This window comes from Desulfopila sp. IMCC35008 (assembly GCF_010646885.2).
In the GTDB taxonomy this organism is placed as follows: domain Bacteria; phylum Desulfobacterota; class Desulfobulbia; order Desulfobulbales; family Desulfocapsaceae; genus Desulfopila.
In genome coordinates this window covers 4,360,385-4,386,709 of record NZ_CP050700.1, presented here as the reverse complement: position 1 = coordinate 4,386,709, position 26,325 = coordinate 4,360,385, and the positions used below count along the sequence as shown (strand labels likewise).

At 49.0% G+C, this 26,325-nt stretch carries 23 protein-coding genes; 10 read left to right on the top strand and 13 right to left on the bottom strand.

Going from position 1 to position 26,325, the window contains the following annotated elements; all coding sequences use genetic code 11:
• Positions 1–19: 19 nt before the first annotated feature.
• The 7 genes from GA520_RS18920 to hcp (GA520_RS18890) all read right to left on the bottom strand — a co-directional run bounded on the left by GA520_RS18920 (position 20) and on the right by hcp (GA520_RS18890) (position 10,124).
• Positions 20–1,762, bottom strand: coding sequence for an NAD(P)-binding protein (locus GA520_RS18920; protein ID WP_163338802.1), 1,743 nt, complete (start codon positions 1,760–1,762; stop codon positions 20–22).
• Between the two features lie 81 nt (positions 1,763–1,843).
• Positions 1,844–2,920 carry a dissimilatory-type sulfite reductase subunit beta gene (dsrB, locus tag GA520_RS18915; RefSeq protein WP_163338801.1) on the bottom strand — a complete coding sequence of 359 codons (1,077 nt, stop codon included), beginning with the start codon at positions 2,918–2,920 and terminating at the stop codon, positions 1,844–1,846.
• A 51-nt stretch (positions 2,921–2,971) separates the two neighbouring features.
• Positions 2,972–4,207: a dissimilatory-type sulfite reductase subunit alpha gene (gene dsrA, locus GA520_RS18910; protein ID WP_370362805.1), complete on the bottom strand. Its 1,236-nt coding sequence runs from the start codon at positions 4,205–4,207 to the stop codon at positions 2,972–2,974.
• Between the two features lie 118 nt (positions 4,208–4,325).
• Positions 4,326–5,054, bottom strand: a complete 729-nt coding sequence (locus GA520_RS18905; RefSeq protein ID WP_163338799.1) for a DUF1641 domain-containing protein — start codon at positions 5,052–5,054, stop codon at positions 4,326–4,328.
• A 12-nt stretch (positions 5,055–5,066) separates the two neighbouring features.
• On the bottom strand, positions 5,067–6,296 hold the full coding sequence (locus GA520_RS18900; RefSeq protein WP_163338798.1) for an NAD(P)/FAD-dependent oxidoreductase: 1,230 nt from the start codon (positions 6,294–6,296) through the stop codon (positions 5,067–5,069).
• Between the two features lie 330 nt (positions 6,297–6,626).
• Positions 6,627–8,261 carry a hydroxylamine reductase gene (hcp, locus tag GA520_RS18895; RefSeq protein WP_163338797.1) on the bottom strand — a complete coding sequence of 545 codons (1,635 nt, stop codon included), beginning with the start codon at positions 8,259–8,261 and terminating at the stop codon, positions 6,627–6,629.
• Positions 8,262–8,402: 141 nt separating this feature from the next.
• The gene (gene hcp, locus GA520_RS18890) at positions 8,403–10,124 is read right to left on the bottom strand and encodes a hydroxylamine reductase (RefSeq protein WP_304511248.1); all 1,722 of its coding nucleotides are present in this window, start codon (positions 10,122–10,124) and stop codon (positions 8,403–8,405) included.
• Between the two features lie 391 nt (positions 10,125–10,515).
• On the opposite strand from hcp (GA520_RS18890), the gene GA520_RS18885 reads away from it, so the two are divergent.
• Genes GA520_RS18885 through GA520_RS18870 form a run of 4 tightly spaced genes read left to right on the top strand, consistent with a single transcriptional unit; the run spans position 10,516 to position 13,747 of the window.
• A complete protein-coding gene (locus GA520_RS18885; RefSeq protein WP_163338796.1) occupies positions 10,516–11,745 on the top strand; it encodes an ABC transporter substrate-binding protein in 1,230 nt (409 codons plus the stop codon).
• On the top strand, positions 11,742–12,434 hold the full coding sequence (locus tag GA520_RS18880; protein WP_163338795.1) for a GTP-binding protein: 693 nt from the start codon (positions 11,742–11,744) through the stop codon (positions 12,432–12,434). Before GA520_RS18885 ends, GA520_RS18880 begins: the two co-directional genes overlap by 4 nt.
• A 31-nt stretch (positions 12,435–12,465) precedes the next feature.
• On the top strand, positions 12,466–13,479 hold the full coding sequence (locus tag GA520_RS18875; protein WP_370362804.1) for an ATP-binding cassette domain-containing protein: 1,014 nt from the start codon (positions 12,466–12,468) through the stop codon (positions 13,477–13,479).
• A gap of 25 nt (positions 13,480–13,504) precedes the next feature.
• Positions 13,505–13,747, top strand: coding sequence for a hypothetical protein (locus GA520_RS18870; RefSeq protein ID WP_163338794.1), 243 nt, complete (start codon positions 13,505–13,507; stop codon positions 13,745–13,747).
• Between the two features lie 1,047 nt (positions 13,748–14,794).
• Here the strand turns inward: GA520_RS18870 and GA520_RS18865 are convergent.
• The 6 genes from GA520_RS18865 to GA520_RS18840 all read right to left on the bottom strand — a co-directional run bounded on the left by GA520_RS18865 (position 14,795) and on the right by GA520_RS18840 (position 19,848).
• Positions 14,795–15,175 carry a recombinase gene (locus tag GA520_RS18865; RefSeq protein ID WP_163338793.1) on the bottom strand — a complete coding sequence of 127 codons (381 nt, stop codon included), beginning with the start codon at positions 15,173–15,175 and terminating at the stop codon, positions 14,795–14,797.
• Positions 15,176–15,197: 22 nt separating this feature from the next.
• Positions 15,198–15,896 (bottom strand): hypothetical protein, encoded by a 699-nt coding sequence (locus GA520_RS18860; protein ID WP_163338792.1) that lies wholly within the window; start codon positions 15,894–15,896, stop codon positions 15,198–15,200.
• 8 nt (positions 15,897–15,904) lie between these two features.
• Positions 15,905–17,302, bottom strand: coding sequence for an HD domain-containing protein (locus tag GA520_RS18855; protein ID WP_163338791.1), 1,398 nt, complete (start codon positions 17,300–17,302; stop codon positions 15,905–15,907).
• Complete coding sequence (locus GA520_RS18850) at positions 17,299–18,645, bottom strand: type IV secretory system conjugative DNA transfer family protein (protein WP_163338790.1); 1,347 nt, start codon at positions 18,643–18,645, stop codon at positions 17,299–17,301. Before GA520_RS18850 ends, GA520_RS18855 begins: the two co-directional genes overlap by 4 nt.
• Positions 18,642–19,394: a hypothetical protein gene (locus GA520_RS18845; RefSeq protein ID WP_163338789.1), complete on the bottom strand. Its 753-nt coding sequence runs from the start codon at positions 19,392–19,394 to the stop codon at positions 18,642–18,644. Before GA520_RS18845 ends, GA520_RS18850 begins: the two co-directional genes overlap by 4 nt.
• A gap of 238 nt (positions 19,395–19,632) precedes the next feature.
• The gene (locus GA520_RS18840; protein WP_163338788.1) at positions 19,633–19,848 is read right to left on the bottom strand and encodes a hypothetical protein; all 216 of its coding nucleotides are present in this window, start codon (positions 19,846–19,848) and stop codon (positions 19,633–19,635) included.
• Positions 19,849–19,905: 57 nt separating this feature from the next.
• Between GA520_RS18840 and GA520_RS18835 the strand changes: the two genes are divergently transcribed.
• The 6 genes from GA520_RS18835 (at position 19,906) to GA520_RS18810 (ending at position 26,313) form a co-directional block, all read left to right on the top strand.
• The gene (locus GA520_RS18835; protein WP_163338787.1) at positions 19,906–20,628 is read left to right on the top strand and encodes a hypothetical protein; all 723 of its coding nucleotides are present in this window, start codon (positions 19,906–19,908) and stop codon (positions 20,626–20,628) included.
• Positions 20,629–20,736: 108 nt separating this feature from the next.
• The gene (locus tag GA520_RS18830; protein WP_163338786.1) at positions 20,737–21,720 is read left to right on the top strand and encodes a hypothetical protein; all 984 of its coding nucleotides are present in this window, start codon (positions 20,737–20,739) and stop codon (positions 21,718–21,720) included.
• Positions 21,721–21,806: 86 nt separating this feature from the next.
• Positions 21,807–22,190, top strand: coding sequence for a single-stranded DNA-binding protein (locus tag GA520_RS18825; RefSeq protein WP_205749305.1), 384 nt, complete (start codon positions 21,807–21,809; stop codon positions 22,188–22,190).
• Between the two features lie 103 nt (positions 22,191–22,293).
• Complete coding sequence (locus GA520_RS18820; protein WP_163338785.1) at positions 22,294–23,325, top strand: DUF6094 domain-containing protein; 1,032 nt, start codon at positions 22,294–22,296, stop codon at positions 23,323–23,325.
• A gap of 9 nt (positions 23,326–23,334) precedes the next feature.
• Positions 23,335–23,886 carry a hypothetical protein gene (locus tag GA520_RS18815; RefSeq protein ID WP_163338784.1) on the top strand — a complete coding sequence of 184 codons (552 nt, stop codon included), beginning with the start codon at positions 23,335–23,337 and terminating at the stop codon, positions 23,884–23,886.
• Between the two features lie 81 nt (positions 23,887–23,967).
• Positions 23,968–26,313: a DEAD/DEAH box helicase gene (locus GA520_RS18810; protein WP_163338783.1), complete on the top strand. Its 2,346-nt coding sequence runs from the start codon at positions 23,968–23,970 to the stop codon at positions 26,311–26,313.
• Positions 26,314–26,325: the final 12 nt, after the last annotated feature.

Here is a 26,325-nt window from a genome sequence, read left to right as displayed (position 1 = left end):
TGGTGCCGCACATAATGTGCTACAACCCTTCTCCCATTCCCATCTGGATGTAACCACAGGGACATGTAAAAGCACAAATATGGCATCCGATACATTTGTTGTAGTCTGTATACATTACCTCTCCAATCAGATTTTGTGGAAATGCCGAGATTGCTTCCTGGGGACAAAATATCCTGCACTGGTCACATTCAAAGCAGAGGCCGCAACTCATACACCGTAAAGCTTCCGCACGGAACTGCTCTTCACTTATGCCGAAATCGATCTCCAGTTCGACAGTGCCGTTGAACCGCTTTTCTATTGGCATCCAGCGCCGTTCATTACGTTTCCTTTTTTCGTAATAGGCAAGGCGAAGTTTCTCCTCTGTGATGACCTCAGGGCGTTGTGGTGGGTGGACAGGTCCGCCCTCGAGCAGGGCTGCTATCCGTTCTGCGGCCATGCGCCCTTGGCCAATGGCGGTCGTCACCCGGTCCGGTGTGATGATGTCACCACCCGCATATATCGACTCGCCAATCGACCAGTTTTCATCAGGTGTAAGCCAGCCGGAGCTGTTGACGTACCGTTTGGCGTCTTTCCAGTCAGGATGCTGACTGATGGCAAGAATAAGGGCGGTACACTCAACTTCTTCAAAGGAGTTCTCAATGGGTATCGGTCTGCGTCGACCTGTATCGTCCAGTTCTCCGAGTTGCATGCGGGTGCACTGCACGGCAGCGGCAAGATCATTTTCGGTTCGAATACCGACAGGAGCGAGAAGATAACAGATGTCGACACCTTCGGCCATCGCTTCGTGCACTTCCTCTTCCGTGGCCGGCATTTCAGCTATGGTCCTCCGGTACAGCACCGTAACTTCCGATCCGAGTCGCCGCGCGACACGGGCTATGACCAGGGCGCTATGTCCGCCGCCCACCACGATGACCCTAGAACCAAGGCGCACGGCCTTACCAGAGTTTATGAGTTTGAGGAACCGGACCGCGCTGAACACGTTGGCCGCATCCTCGCCATCTACACCGAGCCGAAGGCCCACATGCGCGCCAATGCCGATGAAAACCTTGTCAAATTCGGACGCCAGCAGGTCTAGGCTCATATCAACGCCAATAACCGTATTGCAGACTATTTTTACTCCGGTTTCAACGATGGCCTCGATCTCCGCGTCCAGAATTTTCCGCGGCAGCCGATAGGGAGGGATGCCGTACCGCATCATGCCGCCCGGCCGTTCAAAGGCTTCGAACACTGTTGCCGGAAATCCCCGCCGCGCCAGCTGAAAGGCACAGCTCAGTCCGGCAGGACCCGCACCGATTACAGCGACTTTCTTGTCCTTGGTTTCTGTGGTTAGCTTTTTATGCCGCAATCCGGCATGGATACCGTAATCACCGATAAAACGCTCAAAGGAGCCGATATTGACAGCCCCGTCATCTTTTTTGCTCCGGTTGCATTTCGTTTCACAAGGGTGAGGGCATACTCGGCCGCAGACAGCCGGAAAAGGCGTGGTCCGGCTCGCCTCATGCCAGGCCAGTTCGAATGACTGCTGCCAGCTGCGCTGTCGTTTTTCGGTATGCTGGACAAGGGTGAGCCAGGAGCGAATGTCATTGCCGGCCGGACATCCATCAGTGCAGGGAGGGGTCTGTCTGACATAGACAGGGCCTTTATGGCTGTGATCCCCAAAGGCCACAACCTTATTGATCCCCTTTTCCTCGCCGAATTCCGGAAAATTATAGTTTAGTGCAGAGTCGAGCAGAGGGTTTGATTCTTCAGGACGTATTTGCATGATGCTGCTCCTGTGTCACCCCTGACAAACGGGATTATTAACTTCAGACCAGAGAGTTGTACCAGTCAGCAGAGCTTTCCACTAAAATCGGACATGGGCTGATTGATTGAATGTTGTCCGGGCATGCCGATAACTGTCTATCATGTCTTTCTCGAACACCAGCCCTGTCACTGCAAAAAAGTGTTTCCAGCCGACCCTCTCTATCCACTCACCCAGCCGTTCCCATGGGCGGCCCTCTTTCCGGAACGCATCGAGAATCCGGCCGACAACCTCAGACACTTCAGGCCAGCGCGGCGGATTGTTGGGCAGGTCTTGGGCCACCAGGCTCATTACGGTTGGCCGTGAACGGGCATTGGAGTTTTTGCCTCCCACCCAGATGGCAAATTTTGAATGTATCGGATGATTGATCTCCATTGCCGGACAGGCACCGAAGCAGGCTCCGCAATACATACATTTATTATTGTCGACCACCAGGGAAGGTTTGTCGTTGACCACTTCAGGGCGGATTGCCGCAACGGGGCATCGGGCCACGACTTTCGGTAGTTCACAGATATTTCCTATGATACCGTGATTGATACGAGGAGGGCGGGTATGCTTGACGACAATAGCGATATCAACCTGACCACCGCAGTTAATGGAGCAGCAGGAAGTCGACAGCCGCACCTTACTGGGCAGTCGCCAGTTCTTGAAGTCGTCTATAAGAGTGTCCATGACAGCTTTGACCACTCCCGAGGCATCGGTCGCCGGAATATCACAATGCAGCCACCCCTGGGTGTGGGCCATGGAGGAAACGCAAGGCCCGGCTCCGCCGACAGGAAGGCCGATCGATTCGAGTTCCCTGATCAGCGGTTCGACGTTTTTCTCATGCGGTGTCATGAATTCGACATTGTTGCGCACGGTAAAACGAAGGTACCCATCTGCATATTTGTCGGCTATATCACACATTCCCCTGATAAGATCGACGGAATCCTGACGCGGGGTAGCTGCCCTGACAGTAAAAAGAGTGTCCCCGCTCTCGGCGATGTGCTTGAGTACTCCCGGTTTGGGCATCTCATGATAATGCCATTTTCCGTAATTTTTTATGACTACAGGATGGAGAGCCTCCTGGTAGTCATAAGGGCCGGATTCAATAGTTTTCCATGTTCTTTCGCTGCTCATGTCCTTCTCCAGCTATACATGTATTGGGGAAATGATATTGGGTTTGATACGCTAATATTCAGATTTATAGTAAGGGTTATTACGTGGCCTGGATACCATATCTACGGATGCCTCCAGACCCACACCGTCGAGAAACTGTTTCAACCCGACCCGCTCGATGGTCTCACCGATGCGTTCATGGTCAAAACCGTTATCGTTCCACCATTCGATCATTGTTTCAGATAGACGGATAAAGTTGTCGATGTCCTCATCAGTTTCCATCTTGAGAAAAGGAACAATCATTGACCCGCCCATTGTGCCAACTTTCAACACGCTCTTGCCGCCTAGCAGCAGGGTCACTCCTCTCTCCTTGCCGGGGGAGAGGGCCTGCGGCATCACGTTGATGCAGTGCATGCAGTGAACGCAGTTTTTGTTGTCGATCTTTATCGTGCCCTTCTGCAACAGGAAGGCGCGGGTCGGGCAGTTGTTGATGACAATGTTGACCAGGGAGTCGATGCCGTTTTTTTCAATCCAGCCTTGTACCGCCACGGGATCTATCTGGATCGCATCCCGCCACATGCCGATGACCGCCATGTCGGAGCGAAATATGGAGTTGCTGCAGTCGTTGGGGCATCCTGAAAATTTGAATTTGAATTTATAATTGTACTGCGGGCGGTGAATGTCGCTTATGAAATGAGTCAATGTCCTGTAATGCATCTTCAGGGTGTCGTAACAGGCATGTTCGCACCGGGCCGGGCCAACGCACGAGGTAGCGGACCGCATGGCTGCTCCCGCCCCGCCGAGATCCCAGCCCGCTTGATTAATCTCGTCAAAACAGTCCTGGACGTTTTCCTCTTCGATGCCCTGGAGCATGATGTCTCCGGTTTGCCCGTGCAAGGCGATCAGGCCGGATCCATGTTTTTCCCAGGTGTCGCAGAGGTTACGCAACATCCTTGTGTTGTAATGCAATCCCGGCGCAGGCTGAACACGAAAGGTATGGAACTCGGCCGCCTCCGGAATCTTGTCCTTGATCATGCTGCGACGGCCGATGACTCCGCTGCCGTATCCTTGGACGGTCACAAGACTTCCGCGCCAGTAGCCTGTCCTGGTTTGATAGGAATACTCCAGCTGGTCGAGCACCCCTCTCAATATCGGTTTTCTGGTACGTTCCGCCAACTCCTTGAGGCCGGAGATAAAGCTCGGCCATGGCCCGGACTCCAGCTCATCGAGCATGGGAGTCGGGTTCAGGAATGTATCTTCCGGAGAGGCTGCTGTTTTGCCAATTTCACTGTCCTTTCTGGTTTTCATCATAACATTCTCCTGGCTGCAAAACCGGAAGGAACACTCTATTTTTGCCTGGGGATAAATCCATCCGGTTCTGGCTGAGGGAATTGGTGCAATTGAACAGATGCTATTCAGGCGACAATCAGCGGGGAACTGGCTCCTGTTTCAAGGCTGTCATCACTGTGGAAAGTTCGACCAGAATGCCCAATCCTTCCTGGACCTCAGGACGTTTCATGGCTGACATCATGCCCCAGATACCCCGAATCGGTTCGATCTTTTCAAAATCGACCTGCTGCACCTTGCTGCCGACTCGCTCCGTCATCCCCAACACGTGCTCGAAAGCTTCAAATGTCCCTCGCTGTTTGAGATTTTCAAGCCTTTCTACCGAATCGTTAAATGCCAGTTTCGTCAGCGCGTTCGCATCCTTTTTCATTTCCATAAGCGAGCCAAGCATTTTCAACCCTTCCGCCATATTACCCATATTGACGATAAATTGACGTATGAGCTCCTGCAGGTTTCCTGGTTCAAAACCATGCAGGGAAGTTTGCAGCTGTTCGGTGAGTTCCTTGAAGACATCCTTGGAGTAGGGCTCAAAATCCTTTTTGAATTCCATGAATTTATCCAACGTTTTCAATCCCTCCGCCAGGTTTTTACTGGAGATAAGTAGCTGGCCCAGCATGTCACCGATATCTTCCAGGTCAAATTTCCGATCTAACCCGCTGAGTTTACCTATGGCACTGAGCACCATATCGTTGATGAGCGGCTCAAGATCCTGCTTGAGTTCCACATACGGCCGAATAGTCTGCTTCGCCTCCTGTATCTCAGCTGTCAGTTCATCCAGCTTTGCCAGAATTTTTTCTTCATTGGTCATGGCACTCCCCCTTTAGTCCTGGAATTTTCCGGCAAGCGACATCTGGGCTTCTAGTGGCATCTCCTCACCACTGACAAGCTTGTTCCAGTACACCCATTTGAACATCATCTTACCCCAGTGGTTTGCCTTGGATTCGCCAAGCAATGAAAAGGGTCCAAGTCCGGGAAGTGGAAATTTGCCCGGCAGAGGTTCATATTCATAGTTGAAATCGATGAGTGCAGCTTTCTCAAATCCTGTCTCGATAAAGCAGTTCGCGTGGCCGTCAAAATCCTTGCGCAGTGGCTCGTTATTGATTTCACGCATAAAGTTCTCCACCAGGACCTCTGCGGAGAAATGGGCAACCGAACCGGCCTTGGAGGTCGGGAGGGTCGTTGTATCGCCCAGGACAAACATATTGTCGAAATCTTCAGCCTTGAGGGTATGGTGATTCGTCTTGACGTAGCCGATTTCATCCATGGCCAGGCCTGATTTCACCAGATAACGGGCACCGACGTTAGGAGGAATGGAGACCAGCAAGTCATACTCAAGTTCTAGCCCTCCTGCGGAGATGATTTTCTTGTTCTCTGTATCAACTTCCGCCAGATCATAGCTTGAGGTGATTTTGATGTTTTTCTGCTCGATAAGCTGAGAAAAGAAGGCACTTGCCTTGGGCTTGGTAAACGCACCGGGAAGCGGAGTGACCAGCCTGATCTCAATCTGGTCGCGGACACCGCGTTCGGTAAAATAGGCGTCGGCAAGATAGACAAACTCTAGGGGTGCCACCGGACACTTGAACGGGAATTCGGCGATGTTGAGAATCAGTTTCCCTGATCTGAATTCGCGTAAGGCCTGACCCAGATTTGCAGCTCCTTCCAGCGTATAGAAATCAAAGGCAGTCTTCTGCCACCCATCCATAAGGCCGGGGATTTCCTCAGGAGCGAGTGAGACGCCGGTACAGATGATTATTTTATCATACTTGTAACTGCCGGCAGTTGTCTCCACCCTTTGTGTTTCTGTGTCAACAGCGACTATTTCATCAACAACAAAGTTCACACCTTTGGGGATGAATTCACTGCGACTGCGGACAACATCTTCAGCTTTATATATCCCGAAAGGTATAAACAGCAGACCCGGCTGATACACATGCTTGTCATCCTGATCGATAATCGTTATTGACCATTCATGATGACTGAGCAGTTTGCGCAGCTTGTTGGCGACCATACTTCCAGCACATCCTGCACCAAGAATTACGAGCTTTTTCATTCCACACCTCCAGTTTAAGGAAATATGTCAGGAGATTCTGTAAATTGAAATCCTCTGACGCGGGACTGCCTGTTGCTCAACGTTCCGGCAATAAAATGCTAGTTGGGTTGATATGTATAAATTTTGTTTTTCTCGGAGATTTTGCTGCAGAGCCGGTCTAGCAGTTCCTCGTCAATTGACCGATGGTGCTGCTTTATTGGTGATCTTAGCGTACCATATCATAAATATTGCAAATTGACATAAGTCAAATTTATCACAATTTAGTGAGAAATAAAAAAAGCTGGACTGATTTTGCGTCAGCCCAGCTTCATGAATAATAAAGAATTTGAATTATCCCAATATGGTTTTCAAGTCCTCATCCGGTGTGGCAGCAATTGGCTTGCATTCGAAATTCTCTACAAGAACGTTAAGGACATTTGGTGATATGAATGCCGGCAGAGAGGGTCCAAGCCGAATATCTTTTATGCCCAAACTGAATAAGGTAAGAAGTATTACCACAGCCTTCTGCTCGTACCATGACAATATCATCGACAGGGGCAGATCATTGACTTCACACTCGAATGCACCTGCAAGAGCAACAGCTATCTGGATTGCGGAATATGCATCATTGCATTGTCCGACATCGAGTAATCTTGGAATTCCTCCAATGTCACCCAGATCTTTGTCAAAGAATCTGAATTTACCGCATGCAAGTGTCAGGACCATGCAGTCTTCCGGTACTTTCTCTACAAACTCGGTGTAATAATTACGTCCAGGCTTAGCACCATCACAGCCACCAACAAGAAAGAAGTGTCGAATCGCTTTATTCTTGACCGCATCAATAACTTTATCCGCTACACCAAGAACGGCATTTCTTGCAAAGCCAGTCATAACACTGCCCTTATCCGTATCTTGTGCAAAACCTGGCAGCTCAAGGGCTTTTTCGATAACTGGTGTGAAGTCCTTGCTCTCACCAATGTGTACAAGACCAGGCCAACCTACGAGACCAGTGGTGAACACCTTATCTTTATAGGAGTCAGCGGGCTTTTGAATGCAGTTTGTCGTGAACAGTATAGCACCAGGAAACTCAGGAAACTCTTTAGCTTGATTTTGCCAGGCTGTTCCGTAGTGCCCGTAAAAATGGTCATATTTTTTCAATTCAGGATAACCATGACACGGAAGCATTTCACCATGAGTATAAATAGTGATGCCCTTGCCTTCCGTCTGCTTTAAAAGCAGTTCTAAGTCATTCAAATCATGACCAGAGACAAGAATCGCCTTTCCCGCTTTTGCTCCCAGAGGGACAGAGGTCGGTGTGGGATTCCCATATTTGCCGGTGTTCCCGGCATCAAGCAATTCCATCGCCTTCAGGTTGGTTTCACCGCATTTCAAAGTCAACGCGACCAACTGATTGAGATCCTGTCCGGTGCTTGCGAGGTCAGCCATTGTTTCGTGGATATACGCATAGACAGAGTCATCTTCCTTGCCAAGGATTGCTGCATGGTCAGCATAGGCTGCAAGGCCACGGATGCCGTAAACGATAATTTGCTTTAACGAGCGAAGATCCTCATTCTCGTCGAGCTTGTTCATAAAATCCAGATCTCTACCTTGAGCAACAAGACCGTCAATTGAGCTGGCAGGGGTGAAACTATATGCCGGTGCAGCAAAATCGATATTGCCGCCCGCAGTTTTTACTTTAGCAGCCAGTTGGTCACGTAATGTGACAGCTGTATTGATCCACTGCTCAAACCTTGCAGGGTCAAAATCCACATTTGTCAAGCAGGCAAAGATAGCCTCACAGCTGAATCTGTTGACCTGATCATCGACTACACCGTTTTTGCGTCCTTCATTTGCAACTAACGATAGTCCCTGGATAGCATAGGTAAGCAGGTCCTGGAGAGCGGCGACCTCATCAGTCTTTCCACAAACCCCAATTTTTATACAACCTGTTCCTTTCGCGGTTTGTTCACATTGGTTACAAAACATTTCTTCCTCCCAATTGTATTGTTCTTATTCGTTCATGAACTTTACTTCGCTACTGGTACGCTCTCAAAAAAGGAGAACGTTGTCAACCCACTTCATAAATTTAATAAATGGTTATTATTGAAAGTAATTCCCAATGTTATATCAGTTTCCAGCCATCATTGCTGCGATGTCGTCTTCAACAGTACCGATTGGTTTGATGTCAAAATTTTCCACCAGAACATTTAATACGGTTGGGGAAACGAAGGCTGGCAGGGACGGTCCAAGGCGGATCCCTTTCACACCAAGATGTAACAGGGCCAGCAGCACCGCTACTGCTTTCTGCTCATACCAGCCGATGTCAAATGAGATGGGCAATTCATTGATATCTTCAAGCTCGAAAACCTCTTTGAGCTTTAAAGCGATAACCGCGAGAGAGTAGCTATCGTTGCACTGTCCGGCGTCGAGAACTCTCGGGATGCCTCCAATGTCGCCAAGATCAAGCTTATTGTAGCGGTATTTGGCGCAACCCGCTGTCAGGATTACTGCGTCCTGGGGCAGGTTTTGAGCAACCTCTGTAAAATAGTTGCGGCCTTTCTGCCTGCCGTCACAGCCCGCCATCACGACAAATCGCTTAATGGCTCCAGATTTGACCGCATCCACCACCTTGTCTGCCAAGGCAAGTACCTGGTCGTGAGCAAATCCGCCGACGATGGTGCCTGTCTCAATTTCTTCGGGTGCTTTACAGCCTTTTGCCTGCTCGATAACGGCTGAGAAATCTTTGGGTTTTCCGTTCATCCTCTCAGGGATGTGAGTTACTCCGGGATACCCTGCCATGGCGGTGGTGTACATCCGCTCTTTGTAGGTGTTTGATTTTTTAATGGGGATAATGCAGTTGGTGGTCATCAGGATTGGTCCGTTGAAGGATTCAAAATCCTGGTTCTGGTGCCACCATGAGCTGCCGTAATTCCCTTTGAGGTTGTCGTATTTCTTGAAAGCCGGGTAGTAGTGGGCCGGCAGCATCTCGCCATGGGTGTACACATCCACTCCGGTACCCTGAGTTTGAATGAGAAGTTCTTCCATGTCTTTCAGGTCATGGCCACTGATAAGGATGCCCGGCCTGTCGCTAACGCCCAAATCCACCTGGGTTATTTCAGGGTTCCCGTACGCTGAGGTGTTGGCACTGTCCAGGGCAGCCATGGTCGTTACTGCGCACTCACCAGCTTTCAGAACTAAACCAACCATCTCATCAACTGAAATGTTTTCAGTGGTAGAGGCCAACCCCTCGATGACAAAGTCATAGATCTCTTCTTTCTCAACCCCGAGGACCGCCGCATGCTCAGCATATGCTCCTATACCTTTGAGGCCGAGAATAAGCAGTTCACGCAGAGAGCGGACATCTTCATTTTCCGTTGCCAGAACTCCGACTGCAGCGGCTTTCTCCTGGAAGATTGAGGTATCGCTGGAAAACCATAATGCCGAATGATGCAACTGCTCTGCTGCGCTTTGCTCCTTGCCGACACCGAGAAACTGCATCAGTTTCGCCCAGATCGAAGCCTTTTCCTGGGAGGGGTTCATGGCGTCGAACTGTTCTTTGAGTCTCTGTTTTATGACCTGGGATCGTTTTACCCAGGACTCCAGGCTTGCATTGTCAAAGTTGGCGTTGGTGATGGTCGTGAACAGTCCCTGGGCGAGAAACAGACCGACAGACATGTCAACCGATACACCCGCCTGTTTCAGGTTCTTTGCCAAGACCGCAATACCTTTCATGTCGTAGATGAGCAGGTCCTGCAGTTTTGCAGTTGATTCCTCTTTTCCACACACGCCTTTTACCGTGCACCCTGTACCTTTTGCTGCCTCCTGGCATTGAAAACAGAACATACTCATAGAATTATCCTCAAGTTAGCTGCATGTTTCTCTTCCAGCAGAGTGCGAACAGAAACACAAGTTGTCGTAACATATGGAACCGTTCATTCGGTTCCAATCCTGATGTTTCAAACCATCATACAAGCTTGTGTAGGATTATCCTTGACCCAGATCAATTATCAGTAAATTTCGAAACAATTCTGATGTCGCGGTTGATTCTTTGATCACAGAAGAAATCTTTATTTTCATGCTTTCCTTTGACGTGGATCAATTTTAAATTCGCCAATCTCAGTATAGTGGAGACATAAATTACAGGTAGAGGGAACAGCAATGTCCTCAATAGGAATCTGAGCCTCCCTCTACCTGAGCTGTAAAATCGCCTATAAAAGCGCATTAAATTGTGGAGTAAACAATGGCACACTATTTCCAGATCACGGACACCCTGCACTCGATAGCAGAGCGATATCCTGAAACTGTTGCAGTTTTTGCAACCAACGGATTCCCACAAATGGAAGATGACACCCAGCGAGAGGTATTCGGCAAGATGATTACCTTTGAGACCGCGCTGCAGATGAAAAACCGGAATCCGGAAACCTTCATGGCCCTTCTCAATGAAGTGATTGACTCGGAACGAAGTAACTCCGATGCGACACTTGCCAGAGAAGAAGAAATAGACCAGGAAGGTGTGAATGTGGTCGGTTTGCTCCCGTGCCCGGTCCGTATCCCGCTCCTTGAACAATATAATTCGTTTGTTGAAGAGACAGGACTAAGCGGCGTTAATACAGATCTCAAGGCGGCCAGTGTCGGTATCGATTGGGTTGCAGAAAACCTGGAAGGGATAACGAACCCGGAACAACTGCCCGATCTTTTTATGTCGGCAGGTTTTGATCTCTTTTTTGATGCGACCAAGATCGGTCGTTTTCGTCAGCAGGGAGTTTTTACCGATCTGGTTAACTATGATCAGGAAAACTCCCTGTTCAAGGGACGTGGCTTGCAGGACCCCTCACATAACTACTCTGTAATATCGGTTGTGCTGGCAGTCTTTCTTGTCAACACCAAGGAACTGAATGGTCGGGAAATCCCCCGCTCATGGGAAGATATTCTCAAGCCGGAATGGGAACAATCCGTTTCCCTGCCGGTCTCTGATTTTGACCTGTTCAATGCGATCCTGCTTAATATTCATGATCGATATGGTGATGAGGGTGTTGAAAAACTGGGACGATCCATGCTGCAGGCGATGCACCCCGCGCAAATGATAAAGAGTAACCGGCTCAAGGAGCAGCGACCAGCGGTTACCATAATGCCTTATTTTTTCACCAAGACAGTACAGCCTGGCGGTACCATGGAAGCGGTCTGGCCTGAAGACGGCGCTATCGTGAGCCCGGTTTTCATGCTCGCTAAGAAGGAACGGGCCGAAGAGCTGCAGCCGGTGGTCGACTTTTTTTCCTCAAAATCTGTGGGTGAAACCTTATCGCACCAAGGACTTTTCCCTTCACTGCATCCTGAGGTGGACAACAAGCTCCCCGATGACACTCCCATGATGTGGCTCGGCTGGGATAAGATCTCACAGACCGACCTCTCAAAAGAAATAGCTCGCTGCGAAGAGCTGTTCTCATCTTCATTCAGGGGAGGTCTCGCATGAATCTCGTAACAGTATCCGGCCCGCCTTCATCGGGAAAAACTGCTGTTATCCTGAAGACGGCTGACGCGTTGAGAAAAAAAGGCGTCAAGGTAGGGGTGGTCAAATTCGACTGCCTCACAACTGACGATGACCTGCTGTATGAAAAGGCCGGCATACCCGTACGCAAGGGGCTTTCAGGTGCGTTGTGTCCAGACCACTACTTTGTCTCCAATATTGAAGAGGTAACCCAGTGGGGGCTGGCGCAAGGATTCGATCTCTTATTCAGTGAATCTGCCGGCCTGTGCAATCGCTGTTCACCCTATATCAAAGAAATTGGGGCGGTCTGCGTTATCGACAATCTCAGCGGCATTAATACCCCGAAAAAAATCGGACCGATGTTGAAAAGTGCGGATGTGGTCGTTATCACCAAGGGTGATATCGTTTCCCAGGCTGAACGTGAAGTTTTTGCCAGCCGTGTCAATTCAGTCAACCCCAAGGCCACGATCCTGCATATCAACGGCCTTACCGGCCAAGGGGCTTTTGAGCTGGGAACACTTATCTATCGTGAGGAAGACCACGTAGACACCGTTAAAGGGAAACAACTCCGTTTCCCCATGCCATCTGCGCTTTGTTCTTATTGCCTTGGTGAGACCCGGATTGGAGATGAATACCAGCTGGGTAACGTACGCAAGATCAACCTGAACACCTAATACCGGACAAGGATGAGTAACTGTGGACCATATACAACAAGAACTTGAGACATTGGGAATAAAAGACCTGTTCGGACGATATCCTTTTCTGAACGGTTACCTTGCCGGCCAGGGTTTGAACCTGACCGGAGACGAGACAGTGACCATACCGACCCTGCTCGCAGGCCTCGACCCCGATGAAGTCGAAGACAAGGCAATTGATACAGAAACTCTAACAGCCGGTATAGTTGCCTACATCGAGCAGATGCTGCAGTTTATCGGCGGCGGAGAGGATCGTTCGGTATCTGAGGTGACTCTCTATCCGGGAACCGACAAGAGCGGTACGCCGGAACAGTTTGAACAACTCACCATCAGGCGCGGCGAGATAGTCTGCATTGTCGGACCCACAGGGTCTGGCAAAAGCCGGCTGCTGGCAGATATTGAGTGGATGGCGCAAAAGGACACGCCAACCAGCAGGCAGGTCTTGGTGAATGGGAAAGAACCGGACCCGAAATGGCGCTTCAGCTCCTCGGATAAGCTCGTTGCGCAGCTCTCACAGAACATGAACTTCGTTATGGATCTCACTGTTGAAGAGTTTGTCCGGCTTCATGCAGACAGTCGTATGGTGAATAATGCGGATGAGGTTGTAAAAAATATCATTCATGAGGCCAATGAACTGGCCGGTGAACAGTTTACGCCCGATACCGCCATCACCTCCCTTTCCGGAGGCCAGTCCCGGGCACTTATGATTGCTGACACCGCCATCCTCAGCAGGTCTCCCATCGTCTTGATTGACGAGATAGAAAATGCTGGGATAGATCGTAAAAAAGCATTGAGACTCCTGCTTAACGAAGACAAGATCGTACTTATGGCCACACACGACCCTATGCTCGCGCTCATGGGGGATAGGCGCATCGTCATAAAGAACGGCGGTATCCACAAAGTTATCGATACCGATAACCGTGAGCGGGCCATTTTATCGAATATTGAAGCCCTGGACCGCAAGGTGCAGTCAATGCGCCAGATGCTCAGGCAGGGTGAATCACTGGAATATTTTTCTTTTTAACACCATTCTTTTACAGGAGGAAAACATGCACGATGGATGCAACGGAAGTTTTCAGAACGGACGGCAGGTAGTTGACAAAGTACGAATGATGGGTTTCGCCGAACAACCGACACCGGTTCCGCTTTCAGTAACCTGTGGCGAATGCAGGAACCCTTTTGAGATGGAGACGTATGAGGCACGCTGCCCAGAATGTGGCTGTGTTTATGCGGTAACGCCTTGTCACGCCTTTGACCCCGGCAATGTTTCTTCTGCCGGGGTTGGTTATTGATCTGGATGGCAGTGGGGGATATTCGTACAGGCCAACATTAGCCACAAAAACTCACTAAACTTGAATCGTGACTGTGGTCACAGGAATTTTCGAATAAATTTGAGGCAATAGATGATCGTTTTAACCTGTATGCCATTAATACTAAGCTCTTTGCTGATGGCAGCTCACCTTTATCGTTACGGATCGACATATCTCGCGGTCTCATGTCTTTTTCTGTTGTTCATGCTTTTCGTTAAAAACCGCTGGACACCTCGGTTGTTGACTGGTGCTATGCTTGTGTACACGGCGGAGTGGATACGAACTCTCACTGTTTTCATTTGTCTCTATTTGGAAAATGGGCAGCCGATAACCCGTTTGACTGTAATTTTGGGAACGGTAGCGTTGGTAACGCTGTTGTCAGCATTAGTCTTCAAAACGAAAACAATGCAGCAACGTTATATCTTTAGTGTGTAGTCAAAAAAAGTGGGTTATCAATCGTGAAACGTTTGTTCAAAATCTCACGTTTGCTTCGCAAGTCTTTTGGTCTCCTGATTCTCGTTGTTCTCGTAATGATAGAACTACAGAGATGAGGCGTGTACATAAGAATACGATATTGTCGGCTATTATAAGCATGGCAATTGAGGCCCCGTTGCAAATTCGATCAAGTGAGAGCTGTTGATATTCAGATTCATATTTTCACATTTCATCAGCCAATCAGTTTTCTCCAAACCGGTCCCTTTTCACAACATTCGATGGCTTCAGCAAGGCTGGGAAACATTCCCCAGACGGTGGGTCTGTCCCATGCCCCACCGTCCAAACATCTAGCCTCATACCTTATGCCTGAAGGCCAGTGTTTGTACCAATTTTCTCGAAACTCTTCCTTTCCCAAGAAGGAAGTTGTTTCAATGAACGGCCTGCCCCATAGGATTTCGATCTGCCAAGCAGGACGTTCATCATTTGGGGTATCATAGAAGTCTACCGGCAACGGAGGGTTAATGGGGATACTGTTCTTCAGGAATGCTTTTATGGTTTCTGATTTAGACATGAATTAATTTCAGTAGGCATGCATCATTCGTCTGCTTTATCAAGCACCTGTATGGCCTTCAATTCCTCAGGAGTGTAGTAACGAAACCCAATCTTCTTGCTCAGATCTCTGGTTAGATCGGAAAATTCTACGGTTATATCCCTTGCCTTTGCCATCATTTGAGCACCGTCATCGTGGGAAATACCACCTGGTTCTCCGAGCTTGCCTTTGAAGCTTGCATAGGCCTGATCAAACTGACGCAGTACATTGAACATTATCGATCCCAGGGGCGAATTTACCTTTATCACCCTGGCCCCTCTTTCTCTTGCCATGTTGATCTTTCGTTCCAATATTTCTTCTCGGGTTGGTTTTTTGCGTTTGTTTCCGTTTTTTCCATTCTCCGTGGCCGATTTTTGTTCTGTCATTTCCATCTCCTTTAAGTGAAGATTATTGTATCATTTCCATATTTTTCTTTGCTTTATGTAGTCTCCATTTATCCAGAATATACGAGGCGATATACGGTAGGATGGCTGCAAAGCACATCCCTACTGCTGTCTCCGTGGCCAGGGGAACCAGCTCCGGAAGGATCTCTAAATAGCCTTGGTATATCTTCTCCGGCTGACTGAATTTCTGTGATACAGCCCAGACATATTCAGGAGTGCTCAGTTTGTAGACGATCTGGTAGATCACATAGATCAGGAACCCTTTCAGCAGCAGCACCATGCCTCTCCCAATGAACAGTGAGTTGATGGCACGCCTGGTTATGTTTCCGACGTAGTATCTGCCGATATAGACGCATAGTACGGTATTGATAATTAGAGGAAGGTAGGGGACCAGCGTCACCATGCTTTTGGCAAATTGATCTGAAGTATTGAGAACAAAAGGCAGTAGGTAAAAAGAGAAAATGGGGAACAGCAGAAGGATAAACAGTCCTTCGTTAAATCCGCTTCTCATCCCGATTTTGAAAAGATCCAAGGACCCTTCCAGCGTCAGAAATTCAGAGGGGATATCCTGCCCTTGACTTTCGATGACGTAGAATTGCTGGATCTCGGAAATGGCACTGATAATATTGCGTGGTCTGTATACGCCGCTGCCGCCAAGAGGGATAATTGTGGTGTTTGTGCTGTAATCGTCTTTTCCTGCCATGGTTTTTCTCAGCTCTGATACACGTCTACGGATACAAAATTCTTGAGGATGCCTTTTTTGCTATTTTCCAGTTCAGCTATGGAGCCAAATGGTTCAGCCTTAAAGGGCGTGAAATAGCCTTTCATCGTTTTGCCGCTCTGCATTTTAATGGAGAAATAGCCGCCGAAATACTGATCCTTGATCAGGTCTCTTGCGATCATGTCATGACCGGTCCGAAATTGCTCCACCACACTGTAGAGGACTTTTTGCATGGACTTGTCTTTGTCTGCCATGGTGGCAATGTCCATTGCATCGGCTTTTTCAGCCAATTTTCGTGTTACTTCCTCAATGGCTCTGGCTTGAAAATAGACATAGCCGTTGGGCATTGAGAATGCCTTAAACCTCCTTCCTTCAAGCCGGTTGATATAGGGTTTTAATTCATCGAGAAATGCGTCAGGCTCAAACCAGCTTGAGATATTTATCTGGTTAATCGCCCCTGATGAGGTTTTGTTCTTCGAATCAACTTTTTCATCCCTACCGTAAATGTCCGCATCAGCCTGTCTTGCCAGATTGTTTTCTGCTGCAGGCAAAGGCGTTGCCTCATCGACGGTTTCTTCACCTGACTCTGCCTGCTGTTTCTGTTGATTTACAGCATCTTCAAGTTCCATCTGCCTGGCTTTCTGATCCGCTTTTTTGAGGATTTTACCGATTAGCCCTTCAGGCCTCATATGGTGGTGCTTGATTGCCCTGGAAATCTCTTCTTTTCGAGAGAGGTTCCCAAACAGCTTAGTCTCCGCAAGTACTCTGCCTGCAGCCAGAGGGTGCTCACCAAGACTGTATAAATGGGTTCTATTGGTGGGGAGTTTGCCGATATCATGTCCCAACGCGGCAACCATGGCATCGGGGATGACGTGATGAGCTTCAGCATCTATCAACAGAGCGACAGTTTGCTCGGCTACATGTAGGCTGTGGTCAAGAAGTGATGTCCTGCCAAGCATGTTGTAGGTATTGGTATCCCAGGAGGCTTCAACATCGTTGGAGGGATTTACAACTGACGGGGATGGATCTTCTGCTTCAAGCATTCTTAAAAGCTGGTAACAGATTTCCCTATGTGCTTCTGCCTGGTTGAACCAGGGTTGGTCTGAAATGTTGGTATGAAACCAGTCATCAACCTCGGGATATTTGAACGTATATTCAGAGCGTTCACCTTCGGTGATTGTACTTTTTCGCCATAGAGGGGCGATGTCTCTGATATGAATCTGGCCGGTGCGCTTACTTTCAGCCCAGATTTCGGCAAGTTCACTGAGGGGTATTTCCTGTTGACCAACATCTCCTGTCTGCTTTTTCCTGCCAAAAACCACAATGCTCAGGATATAAAGGAGTAGAGTGCCAATCGCAGCTATGATGAGCCCGTTAAAACTGATCATGACTGAAGTCCCCCCTGTACATCAGGGAATACAACCTTAATAGAGGCCTCTGATACATCCCTGGTTACTCCTCGGTATACCCCGGAATAGGTGGTGAGGAAAAATTGTCTGGGAGCCAGGTTTAATAGTTCGGTGTGTTTGATCCGGGTTTCTTCTGTTTCACGAATAGAGAGTCCACCGCCAAGAGAAATAATCGGGCTATAGGTACGCTTCTCACCTAGATGTGTTGATATATATTTTGCCGTCTTGGTATCCGGTACCCGCATGAACAGCTTGGTGTTACAGTTATCAAGGATGGTGTTGGCCCGATCCTGACCGATTTCTGAATAGAGCTGACTGATGGATTGACAGTATCCATGGATATAGATCCCGGCACCACCGGCTTTTGCGAAAAGATCCTCGATACCGTGATAAAGAACAGATTGAGCTTCGTCTATATGCAATGCCAGTGGGGGAGTAACCCTTTTATCGCTTGAATACCTGCGGCCGACAAAGGCCTGAAGCATGGATATAAGCACTTTCCCTGCTGAGTATGCTGCACGTTTAGTCAGCAGCGAGCCAAGCTGAACAACAAGAATTACCGGTTTTCCTGCCTCAAGTCGCTCAATGAATCGGTCCTCTTCAGCGTTGCCAATAATCTTTCCAATATTCCCGGAGGTCAGTTCGGTGAGGGCTACACGAAGAGAACTGCCCACTTTAGAGTTGAATTCTGCCGGGGTAACCAGAATTTTAGCTAGATCTCTTGAAAGCTGCTCAGCCTCCGGATCATCAATGTAGTCGAGTTTTTCCTTGAGTGCAGCCAGGTCGTCATGACCGATATTGTTTTTGATATCGCTGAGGTTAAACGAAGGTTTTTGACCAGTAGCCCGGGCGAGCATGATGAGGGACTGTACGACCAGCAAACTCACTTCGTAAGCCACGCTGTAATAGTATGGTTCCCTGCCGATTGTTACCCCTGCTGTGATATGGGCAACCAGTTCCTCGACCATGTAGTAAGAAGAGAGGGGATCGAGGGTCGCGCTATATTGCGGAAAGATCGGGTTTATCAGCATGAGATCCTGCTGGCGATCGTTCGCGAACGCGACCTGGACTATTTTGGAGAACAGGTCGGCGTCGCCTTTGGGGTCAATGGCCACCACCGAATACCCTTTACGAATGTCCTGCTCGATGATGTTTTCCATTGCCCTAGTCTTGCCGACCCTGGTGGTCCCGAAACACCAGAAATGTGCTTTCCTGTAACTGTCCGGATACCGGATCTGCATGATCGTTTCAGGCGCGTCCAGGTTAATTCCGCTTCCCAGCTCAACCGCACACTCGTTGTTTGTTTTGCGTTTGAATATCATGGGTTCTGGAATTTCCTCTCTCGGATCACGTTCACCTGAATATGCTCTCCTAACTCTTCCGCCGCCTGAAGGATCACTTTTTTGGGTAAATACATGCTGGATTGAATAAAGCTCTTATGCCCCACATACCGTTTGGCACAGCGAATTTTGATATCCTTGAACTTCGGGTTCAACTGTTGTCTGAGCAGCTTGACCACAAGGGTTTTGGAGACCCGGTCGATGGTGATCTGTGTTCGAGGGATATCGCCAACCATGACAGATTCAACCCGCCTGATATGGAAGATTTTTTTGTCACCTATGAGCATTTGGTCCCGCTCATGTCTACCGAGGTATTGCAGAGGACAGGTACCATAAAGATCAACTCCAAATTCTATATCCAACTGAACACCAAGGCTTGTTTCATCCCGCGAGATAACCTCTCCCCACACAATATCCTTTTCCTTTCGCTTGTATTTGCCGACCTCATCAAGACAGGCAGCTGTACTGAGATTCCTGTCCAATATCCTTTTGATGGTGTTCCATCCGCGCATGGTCTTTATATCAATCGGTACCTGGGCAGGCCCACCGCTATCATCGTGGTAGCCAAGCGCTGAAAGCTGATCGCCTGTGAAAACAACCACCACGTTTTTCCGGTGCCAGCGTGACAGCATTGAGGAGAACGTCCGCTCAATTTCAGCTATTACCTGCCCTTTGCTCAAGCCGTGCTTATCGACGAACGCATCTATGACCTGGTGGAATATTGCATCCATAGTTTCCGCTCCGAAAAAATTCCCTCCTATATACTCTTTTCCAGGGGCGGAACATTTTTCTTTGATTTTTTTGAAAAAAGGGATAATTTTTAAGCATTATTCCACTTGATTCTTTCAAGTAACCCCGCAAAGTCGGGAACTAGCTGGGATCCAGACAAAATGTTTAATCACAGAAGTGAACCTCTTTTGTTTTGTGGATGACCCTTGGAACCTTTTTAAAGCCGAACGGCACGTCTGGTCAGCAGAGTTTAATCGCAGAGGCGAACTTCCCCGCTATAAACCCAGGCAACTTCCCCAGCAGAATTGATTTACGAATAGTTCTGCGCTCTTTTTTTCCCCATAGAAAATCGTCCAGGAGAATTGCGTCTTTTTGATGCAGCACCTTGTTGTGCCTCGCTGTGACTTTTTTCCTCATAGACGTATCAAACCCTATTATCAGGGAGTGAAATTTCATACTCCCGCCAGGGGTATTGTTGTTTCCCTCCCTATCAACGACGAGGAGGAAACAGCAATGTCAGAAACTTTTTCAGAGACAGTGAAGGAGATCAATGCAAAGATCCGGAGCTTCGGTTCCGAAGCGGTGCAGCAGGTAATGTTCAAAGACAGAGATGGCAAAGTCATCGGCCAGGTCAGGTACGGGTTCAAACCGCAGTACGTTTTTGATGCGGTCAACGAGATCCTGCAGCCGGAGAACTGGCGCTATGAAATTGTCAGCAAGGAAATTTTTGATTTCCAGGCAGTGGTGGAGGTAAAGCTCTTTATCCGCATAGCAAACGAGTGGCTATGCAAGGGTTCACAGACAGGGCAGATGAATATTGTGAAGAAGAACGTTGGTGATGCCTATAAGGGCGCTGTGACCGACGCGATTCAGAAATGCTTCTCCCTTGTCTCTATTGGTTCCGATGCCTATCGGGGATTGCTTGAAGATGTCTATAAAAGCGGTCCCGGAAACAGGCCTCCGGCAAACAATAGCCAACCCGAACCACAAAAACAAAGACCTGTGCAGAAGAATCAGAAACAAAACAGCCAACCAACTCAACATCACAAAGCATCGGTTTCACCGACACCAACACCCCAATCCGAACCTCAAATCGCCGGTGTTGACTACCAGCGACTCAATGGCAGGCTTATCGCCACCGGAGACACCTTTAATAAGAAGGAATTGCTGAAGGCAGAAGGGTTCAGGTGGGATGGAGCTGAGAAGAACTGGTACAAGGAGGTGGCCGTACATTAACGATACCTGTTAAACCAACAAAACACCTTACCCAATGAGGGAGTATTACACTTTTCCCTCAACGGGATATTCGTGTGTTCTCCCTCGATTCAATTAAGGAGAACAGACATGGATATTCGAAATACCCTGCATAACAGCTTACAGCTTCTCTCGAAGCAGCACACCGAAGAGACACTTGGAGACAGACGAAATTACCTGGGTGCATCCGATATTGGATATTGCCCTCGGAAAGTAATTCTTGAAAAGATCTCACCCAAAGTACATGACCTGACTACCCTGCTCCGTTTTCAGCGGGGACACATGGCCGAAGATATTGTTGCCGCAGCGTTTACCGCAGCCGGATTCAGTAATTTTGAGCGACAGGTGGAGGTGGATATCTCCACTGACAAGCTCCCGGCCCTGGTGCATATCGACTTTGTATTCACGGCTCATCAAAAGAAAATAAAATCCATCCTGGAAGTAAAAGCCGGAAAGATACCGGATCAGCCGTACAGCTCATGGGAGTCGCAACTGTATCTGCAGATGGGAGCCCTGGCTAAGAAGTACCCTGACTATATGATCAAAGGCGCGGTGTTATCCCTTGACCTGAGCGAAGGTGATGTTGGTTTCTTCAACGGCTACACCCCTCAGGATACGCTTTATAATGGACTGATCACGCGGGCTGAAGCTATCTGGAAAGACTATCAACAAAGCTTGAAGGGTCAAAAAACAGAACTGAAGACAGAGCCTGGGCCGCTATGTGGGTTTTGTAACCATATCAGGACATGCCCCCGGTTTGCAGCGGATGATATCCCTGAAATGGATGATTACATCACAGAATTTCAGGAGCTCAGGGAACTGGAAAAGAAATATAAGGAGAAAGTTGCTACCCAGAAAAAGATACTGCTCACGATGGTTAATGGCAGGGGAAATTTCAGAGCCGGTGGCTATCTCCTCAAAAAAACAACCCGTACACGTCAAAATCTGGACATGACCAGCCTCGGTCAATTTCTATCCGATAACGGCACGTCGATATCTGAGTTTCAGGAGCCTTCCTCTTTTTCCTTTCTGGATATAAAGAGGGCTCCACAAGAAGTAAGCCCAACGAACTAATTCTTACCCAACCCGACCAGGGGAGCCTTTTCCCCGCGGTGGGGCACTGTTCTCCTGGCACCATTTTATCTACAAGGAGAATCATCATGCAAAAAACAACTTTGATTGGCAATCTCGGCAACGACCCTGAACTTCGAGACGCAAACGGCACCCATGTATGCTCATTTTCCGTGGCTACCACTGAGCGCTGGAAGGATGGACAGGGAAACAAGCAGGAAAAAACCGAGTGGCACAGGATCGTCGCTTGGGGAAGCCTGGCCAATATTTGTGCCGAGTATCTTGCTAAAGGCTCAAAAGTCTACATCGAGGGAAAGAATAAAACCCGCAAGTGGACGGATCGAAACAATGTAGAGCGCTATATCACAGAGATCCATGCCAAAGAAATGGAGATGCTTGGTAATGCAGAAGGCGGCAATGGGAACTCCGGGAATGAAGCGCCCCCGAGCTACCAGGATGATGTGCCGTTCTAAAAGCTGATCATTCCAAGAAGAAAAAGAAAACCCGGAACCATGCCTTAGGCGTAGCCGGGTTTTCTCATCTCTGATTTTCAACTCTTTTCAGTGAGGAGAAGATATGGCAAGACTCGCATCCCAGGCAAAAGCAGGTTTTTATCCGACTCCGGATAAGGTATGCGACCTGCTCTCATCAAAACTCGAAATAGAAGAAGGTGCACGGCTACTCGATCCCTGTTGCGGTAAAGCTAAAACCCTTTGCCGGCTGGGGGCCGATGGAGTCACCTATGGAATAGAACTTGACCACGAGCGGGCTCAGAAATCACGAACCAGGCTGCATAAAGTCATCTGGGGTGATGCGTTGACAGAAGTTCGTATCAGCCCGGTGAGTTTCAACCTGCTGTACCTCAACCCTCCCTATGACACCGCCCTTGCCGCAGATGGTAAGGAAAAGCGTCTGGAGGAGCAGTTTCTCAGGAAGTATATGGGAAACCTGGTACAGGATGGATACCTGCTGTTCGTCATCCCGTATTACGTGCTGAAACACTGCGCGAAACCGCTGTCCCGGTATTTCAGGGATGTGCAGGTTTTCAGTTTTCCTGAAAGTGATTTCGGGGGATTCAAGCAGTGCGTAGTTATCGGCCGTAAACGGAAACTGATCCCGAAAAATGAAGCTCAAGATACCCAGGAATACCTTGAAAAGTTTGCGACCCTGTTGCCGGAATTCTTTCTTTCTGCAGCCCCTCCCCTGGAGGAGATGCCGGAAATCACAGTTCCTGCAGCACAGGGTCCGTTAAAAACGTTTCAAGGTACAAAAGTAGATCCTCTGGAGGCAATACCGCTCATCAGGAAGGCCGGGATTATGTCAACCGTTCTCAGTGAGCTGGCTCCAAGGAAAAACAATCATATTCGTCCATTGAACCCTCTGGAAAATGGTCACATGGCCTTGATGTTGGCCGGTGGCTATATGAATGGCGCTGTCCAAAAAGACGGTCGACAGCTGGTGATAAAGGGCGTGGTTGATAAGTCGGAAGAGATCGTCAAATCAAGTGGTGACGGCACCGGCAAAGGAACGATCACGACCAGGGATCAGTACAAACCGACGGTGAAGGTCATTGACCTGCAGGTAGCCGAAATTTTCACCATTCAGTAAGGAGGGCTTATGAACTATCTCACCGTGAAATGCGTTGGATACCTCACCTATTGTGACGCCTTGATCGCTCGGCGGATCGGTGGTGAACTCCAGGCGTTTCTTTTCAGCATTATCGGATCACCTTCCCATGTTCAGGCGACATCAGCTGTTTTGTTCGGCGGGGAGTCTTGCCGGGTAAATCAGAATGAGGATCCTGCGTTGGAACTTTCATTTTCCACTGGAAACATCCGCACATATCGGAACCGCAAGGTCGGTAACACGGTGAACAAGATCCTGATAACAACCGGCTATTTCCTGGAAAAGAAGCAAACCGCAACCATCGTTTTTGGCTCGAACCTGTCCACTGTTCAGGACCGGGCTTTTTTGAGCTTTGATGCTGCTACAAGTATTCCGCTTAAACCTGAGTGGCAGAGCTGGCTGTGGGATGAGGTCCTGGAACCTGAAAAACTCTACTCCTTCGGGGGTGGTGATCTCCAGGAAGCATACCTCATCAAGTGGCCCGATGATGCCAGGCTGGAAGAACAGATACTGGAAGGGATAAAGCTGAAGTATCTCGATTAACAAGTTTCCTGATAAGGGGGAGATGAACACTCCCCTGGCGGGAGCATTGTTTATCTTCTCTGTAACCAAAGAGGATAAACAATGATAGATGTGGAAACTCCTGCAGGACAGGAGGAACAAAAAGCCATTAAACTGGCTGATTTCCTCGATGACTGGGGAGATGTTCTCAAAGCCCAGGTCATCGAGAATATGGACCCGGTTTATAATCCGAAGTCTGAGGATGACTGGGATCAGGTAGCCAGGGAAAAACTGAAAAATCTTGTCCGCCCTCCGTTTGAGTCACAAACTCAGCGGGGCATTTTGCCGGTGGCAAGATCACTGTATAAGGAAGATTACAAAGCAGCCACCCTAGTCGGGGAGATGGGGACCGGTAAATCTCTGATGGGACTTGCCGTAGCCTATTTGGACCCAAAGCCTGAAAAGCGTATCTGCATCCAGGCCCCAGGTCATCTGGTCAAGAAGTGGATCAGGGAAGCTCAGCAGACAATTCCAAACGTTGTCTGCATTAATCTCAACGACAAGAGCCTGTCCAGCCTTATCGCCCATAAGCAGGAAGTGAAAAAGCCTGTTGGAATAGAGGTGTGGGTAATCGGCAAGGAACGGGCAAAACTTCATTTCCAACGAAAAAAACAGACAGTCTTTCGTCGTGGCGGCATCGAATCCTGCCCGGAGTGCGGAAACCCCGTTGAGTACAAAGGTAATGATCAGACCCCGGTGTGTGAGCATTGCCAGGCTCGAATGTGGTCTGCAGACCGGGATAAGGTGCGGCGTTATGCCAAGGCTGAGTTCATAAAAAGGTACTTGCCTAAAGGATTCTTTGACCTGCTCATTTTGGACGAAATGCATGAGCTGAAGGGTGGAGGGACCGCCCAGGGCCAGGCCATGAGCTGCCTTACTACACGTGCCCGTAAGGTCTTGTCTTTGACTGGGACTTTGATGGGAGGGTATGGCCGCGATTTGTACTACATCCTCTGGCGGATGTTCCCGGCCAGAATGGTACAGGACGGTTTTCAATACGGTAGGGCAATGCAGTTTGCGGAACGCTATGGAGTTATCGAGCGGACCTACGACAGCGAGGATATTGCCGCCAGTCTGAATGCGGCGAGTATAGGTCGGAAAATTGGTCGCTCCAGGGTGAAGGAATCCCCCGGGGTTTCCCCGCTTCTTCTCCCGGACCTGTTATTGGAACGGTCTGCCTTTGTACGGCTGAACGACATTAGTGACGAGCTGCCGGATTACGATGAGATCATTGTGCCGGTGGAAATGGTTGGTAAACAACAGGAAGAGTACTACCGGTTATCTGACGACCTTATCTCCGCTACACACAAGGCTTTGGCCAAGGGGGATATGCGGTTACTGGGGAAGATGTTGCAGGCTCTGCTTGCCTACCCTGATGGTTGCCGGAATGCGGAGTGCGTCACCCTGGAACAAAACGGGGTTGAGGAGGTTGTCGGTTATGCCGATCCCCTCGATATCGACCTGTTACCCAAGGAGGAACACCTGATAAAAATCCTTCAGGCTGAGAAGCAGGAAGGACGCAAGACGGCTGTCTTTCTGGAACATACCGGTACAAGAGACCTTCTCCCAACACTAACTGAAAAACTCACAAAACACGGCATTTCTCCCCTGGTGCTTCGCAGCCAGGCTGTAAAACCTGAGCACCGCGAAGAGTGGTTGAAGGTGCAGACGGCAACAGGGCTGTATGACTGCCTGCTTGCCAATCCCAACCTGGTGAAAACCGGTTTGGATCTGTTGGAATTTCCGACCATCGTCTTTTTCCAGTGCGGATATTCTGTGTTTACACTCAGGCAGGCGAGCCGGAGATCCTGGCGGATCGGTCAGGACAAACCGGTTCGGGTGTTTTTTATGGCGTATGCAGCCACCATGCAGGATCAGGCCCTTTCGCTTATGGCGCAAAAGATGGAGACGTCTCTTGCCGTGGAAGGTGAGCTGTCCGACCAGGGGCTCGCAGCATTGTCAAAATCGGAAAACTCCATGGTGTATGAGTTGGCCAAGGCGTTAACCGGTCAACAGTCCACCGAGAGCATGACCGATGCCTGGACCAGGTACAAGCAGCAATCACTTGTTGCCGGCCTTGCCCTGGATGGAGATCAGGAAGTGGTAGAAACCACCACAACGACTATTCAAACCACAACCACCATGACCACTGCAGATGGCAGTACCTCGGTTACCCACGAGTATGTTGTCCGTGGCAGGGTGCAGATCCGCAACAGCGGTGCCATTGTTTATGTTAACCGTAACCGCTTTGACCTCCGGGACGGCAACGTCTTCTGGCATGGGCGCAAAGTCGGTTGGTACGACAGGCAGGGTTGTGGAGAGATCAACAAGAAACCGATCCGGATCTATCGACCAAAGCAATCCAATTGCTATCTGCTGGCCGAGGTTCGATCACAAAGCGCGGCATAATCCCATAAACCA

What these genes read in the sequence shown, in the direction of transcription:
- GA520_RS18920 (WP_163338802.1), bottom strand. Translation starts at nt 1,762, where the DNA reads ATGCAAATACGTCCTGAAGAATCAAACCCTCTGCTCGACTCTGCACTA.
- dsrB (WP_163338801.1), bottom strand. Translation starts at nt 2,920, where the DNA reads ATGAGCAGCGAAAGAACATGGAAAACTATTGAATCCGGCCCTTATGAC.
- dsrA (WP_370362805.1), bottom strand. Translation starts at nt 4,207, where the DNA reads ATGAAAACCAGAAAGGACAGTGAAATTGGCAAAACAGCAGCCTCTCCG.
- GA520_RS18905 (WP_163338799.1), bottom strand. Translation starts at nt 5,054, where the DNA reads ATGACCAATGAAGAAAAAATTCTGGCAAAGCTGGATGAACTGACAGCT.
- GA520_RS18900 (WP_163338798.1), bottom strand. Translation starts at nt 6,296, where the DNA reads ATGAAAAAGCTCGTAATTCTTGGTGCAGGATGTGCTGGAAGTATGGTC.
- hcp (WP_163338797.1), bottom strand. Translation starts at nt 8,261, where the DNA reads ATGTTTTGTAACCAATGTGAACAAACCGCGAAAGGAACAGGTTGTATA.
- hcp (WP_304511248.1), bottom strand. Translation starts at nt 10,124, where the DNA reads ATGAGTATGTTCTGTTTTCAATGCCAGGAGGCAGCAAAAGGTACAGGG.
- GA520_RS18885 (WP_163338796.1), top strand. Translation starts at nt 10,516, where the DNA reads ATGGCACACTATTTCCAGATCACGGACACCCTGCACTCGATAGCAGAG.
- GA520_RS18880 (WP_163338795.1), top strand. Translation starts at nt 11,742, where the DNA reads ATGAATCTCGTAACAGTATCCGGCCCGCCTTCATCGGGAAAAACTGCT.
- GA520_RS18870 (WP_163338794.1), top strand. Translation starts at nt 13,505, where the DNA reads ATGCACGATGGATGCAACGGAAGTTTTCAGAACGGACGGCAGGTAGTT.
- GA520_RS18865 (WP_163338793.1), bottom strand. Translation starts at nt 15,175, where the DNA reads ATGACAGAACAAAAATCGGCCACGGAGAATGGAAAAAACGGAAACAAA.
- GA520_RS18860 (WP_163338792.1), bottom strand. Translation starts at nt 15,896, where the DNA reads ATGGCAGGAAAAGACGATTACAGCACAAACACCACAATTATCCCTCTT.
- GA520_RS18855 (WP_163338791.1), bottom strand. Translation starts at nt 17,302, where the DNA reads ATGATCAGTTTTAACGGGCTCATCATAGCTGCGATTGGCACTCTACTC.
- GA520_RS18850 (WP_163338790.1), bottom strand. Translation starts at nt 18,645, where the DNA reads ATGATATTCAAACGCAAAACAAACAACGAGTGTGCGGTTGAGCTGGGA.
- GA520_RS18845 (WP_163338789.1), bottom strand. Translation starts at nt 19,394, where the DNA reads ATGGATGCAATATTCCACCAGGTCATAGATGCGTTCGTCGATAAGCAC.
- GA520_RS18840 (WP_163338788.1), bottom strand. Translation starts at nt 19,848, where the DNA reads ATGAAATTTCACTCCCTGATAATAGGGTTTGATACGTCTATGAGGAAA.
- GA520_RS18835 (WP_163338787.1), top strand. Translation starts at nt 19,906, where the DNA reads ATGTCAGAAACTTTTTCAGAGACAGTGAAGGAGATCAATGCAAAGATC.
- GA520_RS18830 (WP_163338786.1), top strand. Translation starts at nt 20,737, where the DNA reads ATGGATATTCGAAATACCCTGCATAACAGCTTACAGCTTCTCTCGAAG.
- GA520_RS18825 (WP_205749305.1), top strand. Translation starts at nt 21,807, where the DNA reads ATGCAAAAAACAACTTTGATTGGCAATCTCGGCAACGACCCTGAACTT.
- GA520_RS18820 (WP_163338785.1), top strand. Translation starts at nt 22,294, where the DNA reads ATGGCAAGACTCGCATCCCAGGCAAAAGCAGGTTTTTATCCGACTCCG.
- GA520_RS18815 (WP_163338784.1), top strand. Translation starts at nt 23,335, where the DNA reads ATGAACTATCTCACCGTGAAATGCGTTGGATACCTCACCTATTGTGAC.
- GA520_RS18810 (WP_163338783.1), top strand. Translation starts at nt 23,968, where the DNA reads ATGATAGATGTGGAAACTCCTGCAGGACAGGAGGAACAAAAAGCCATT.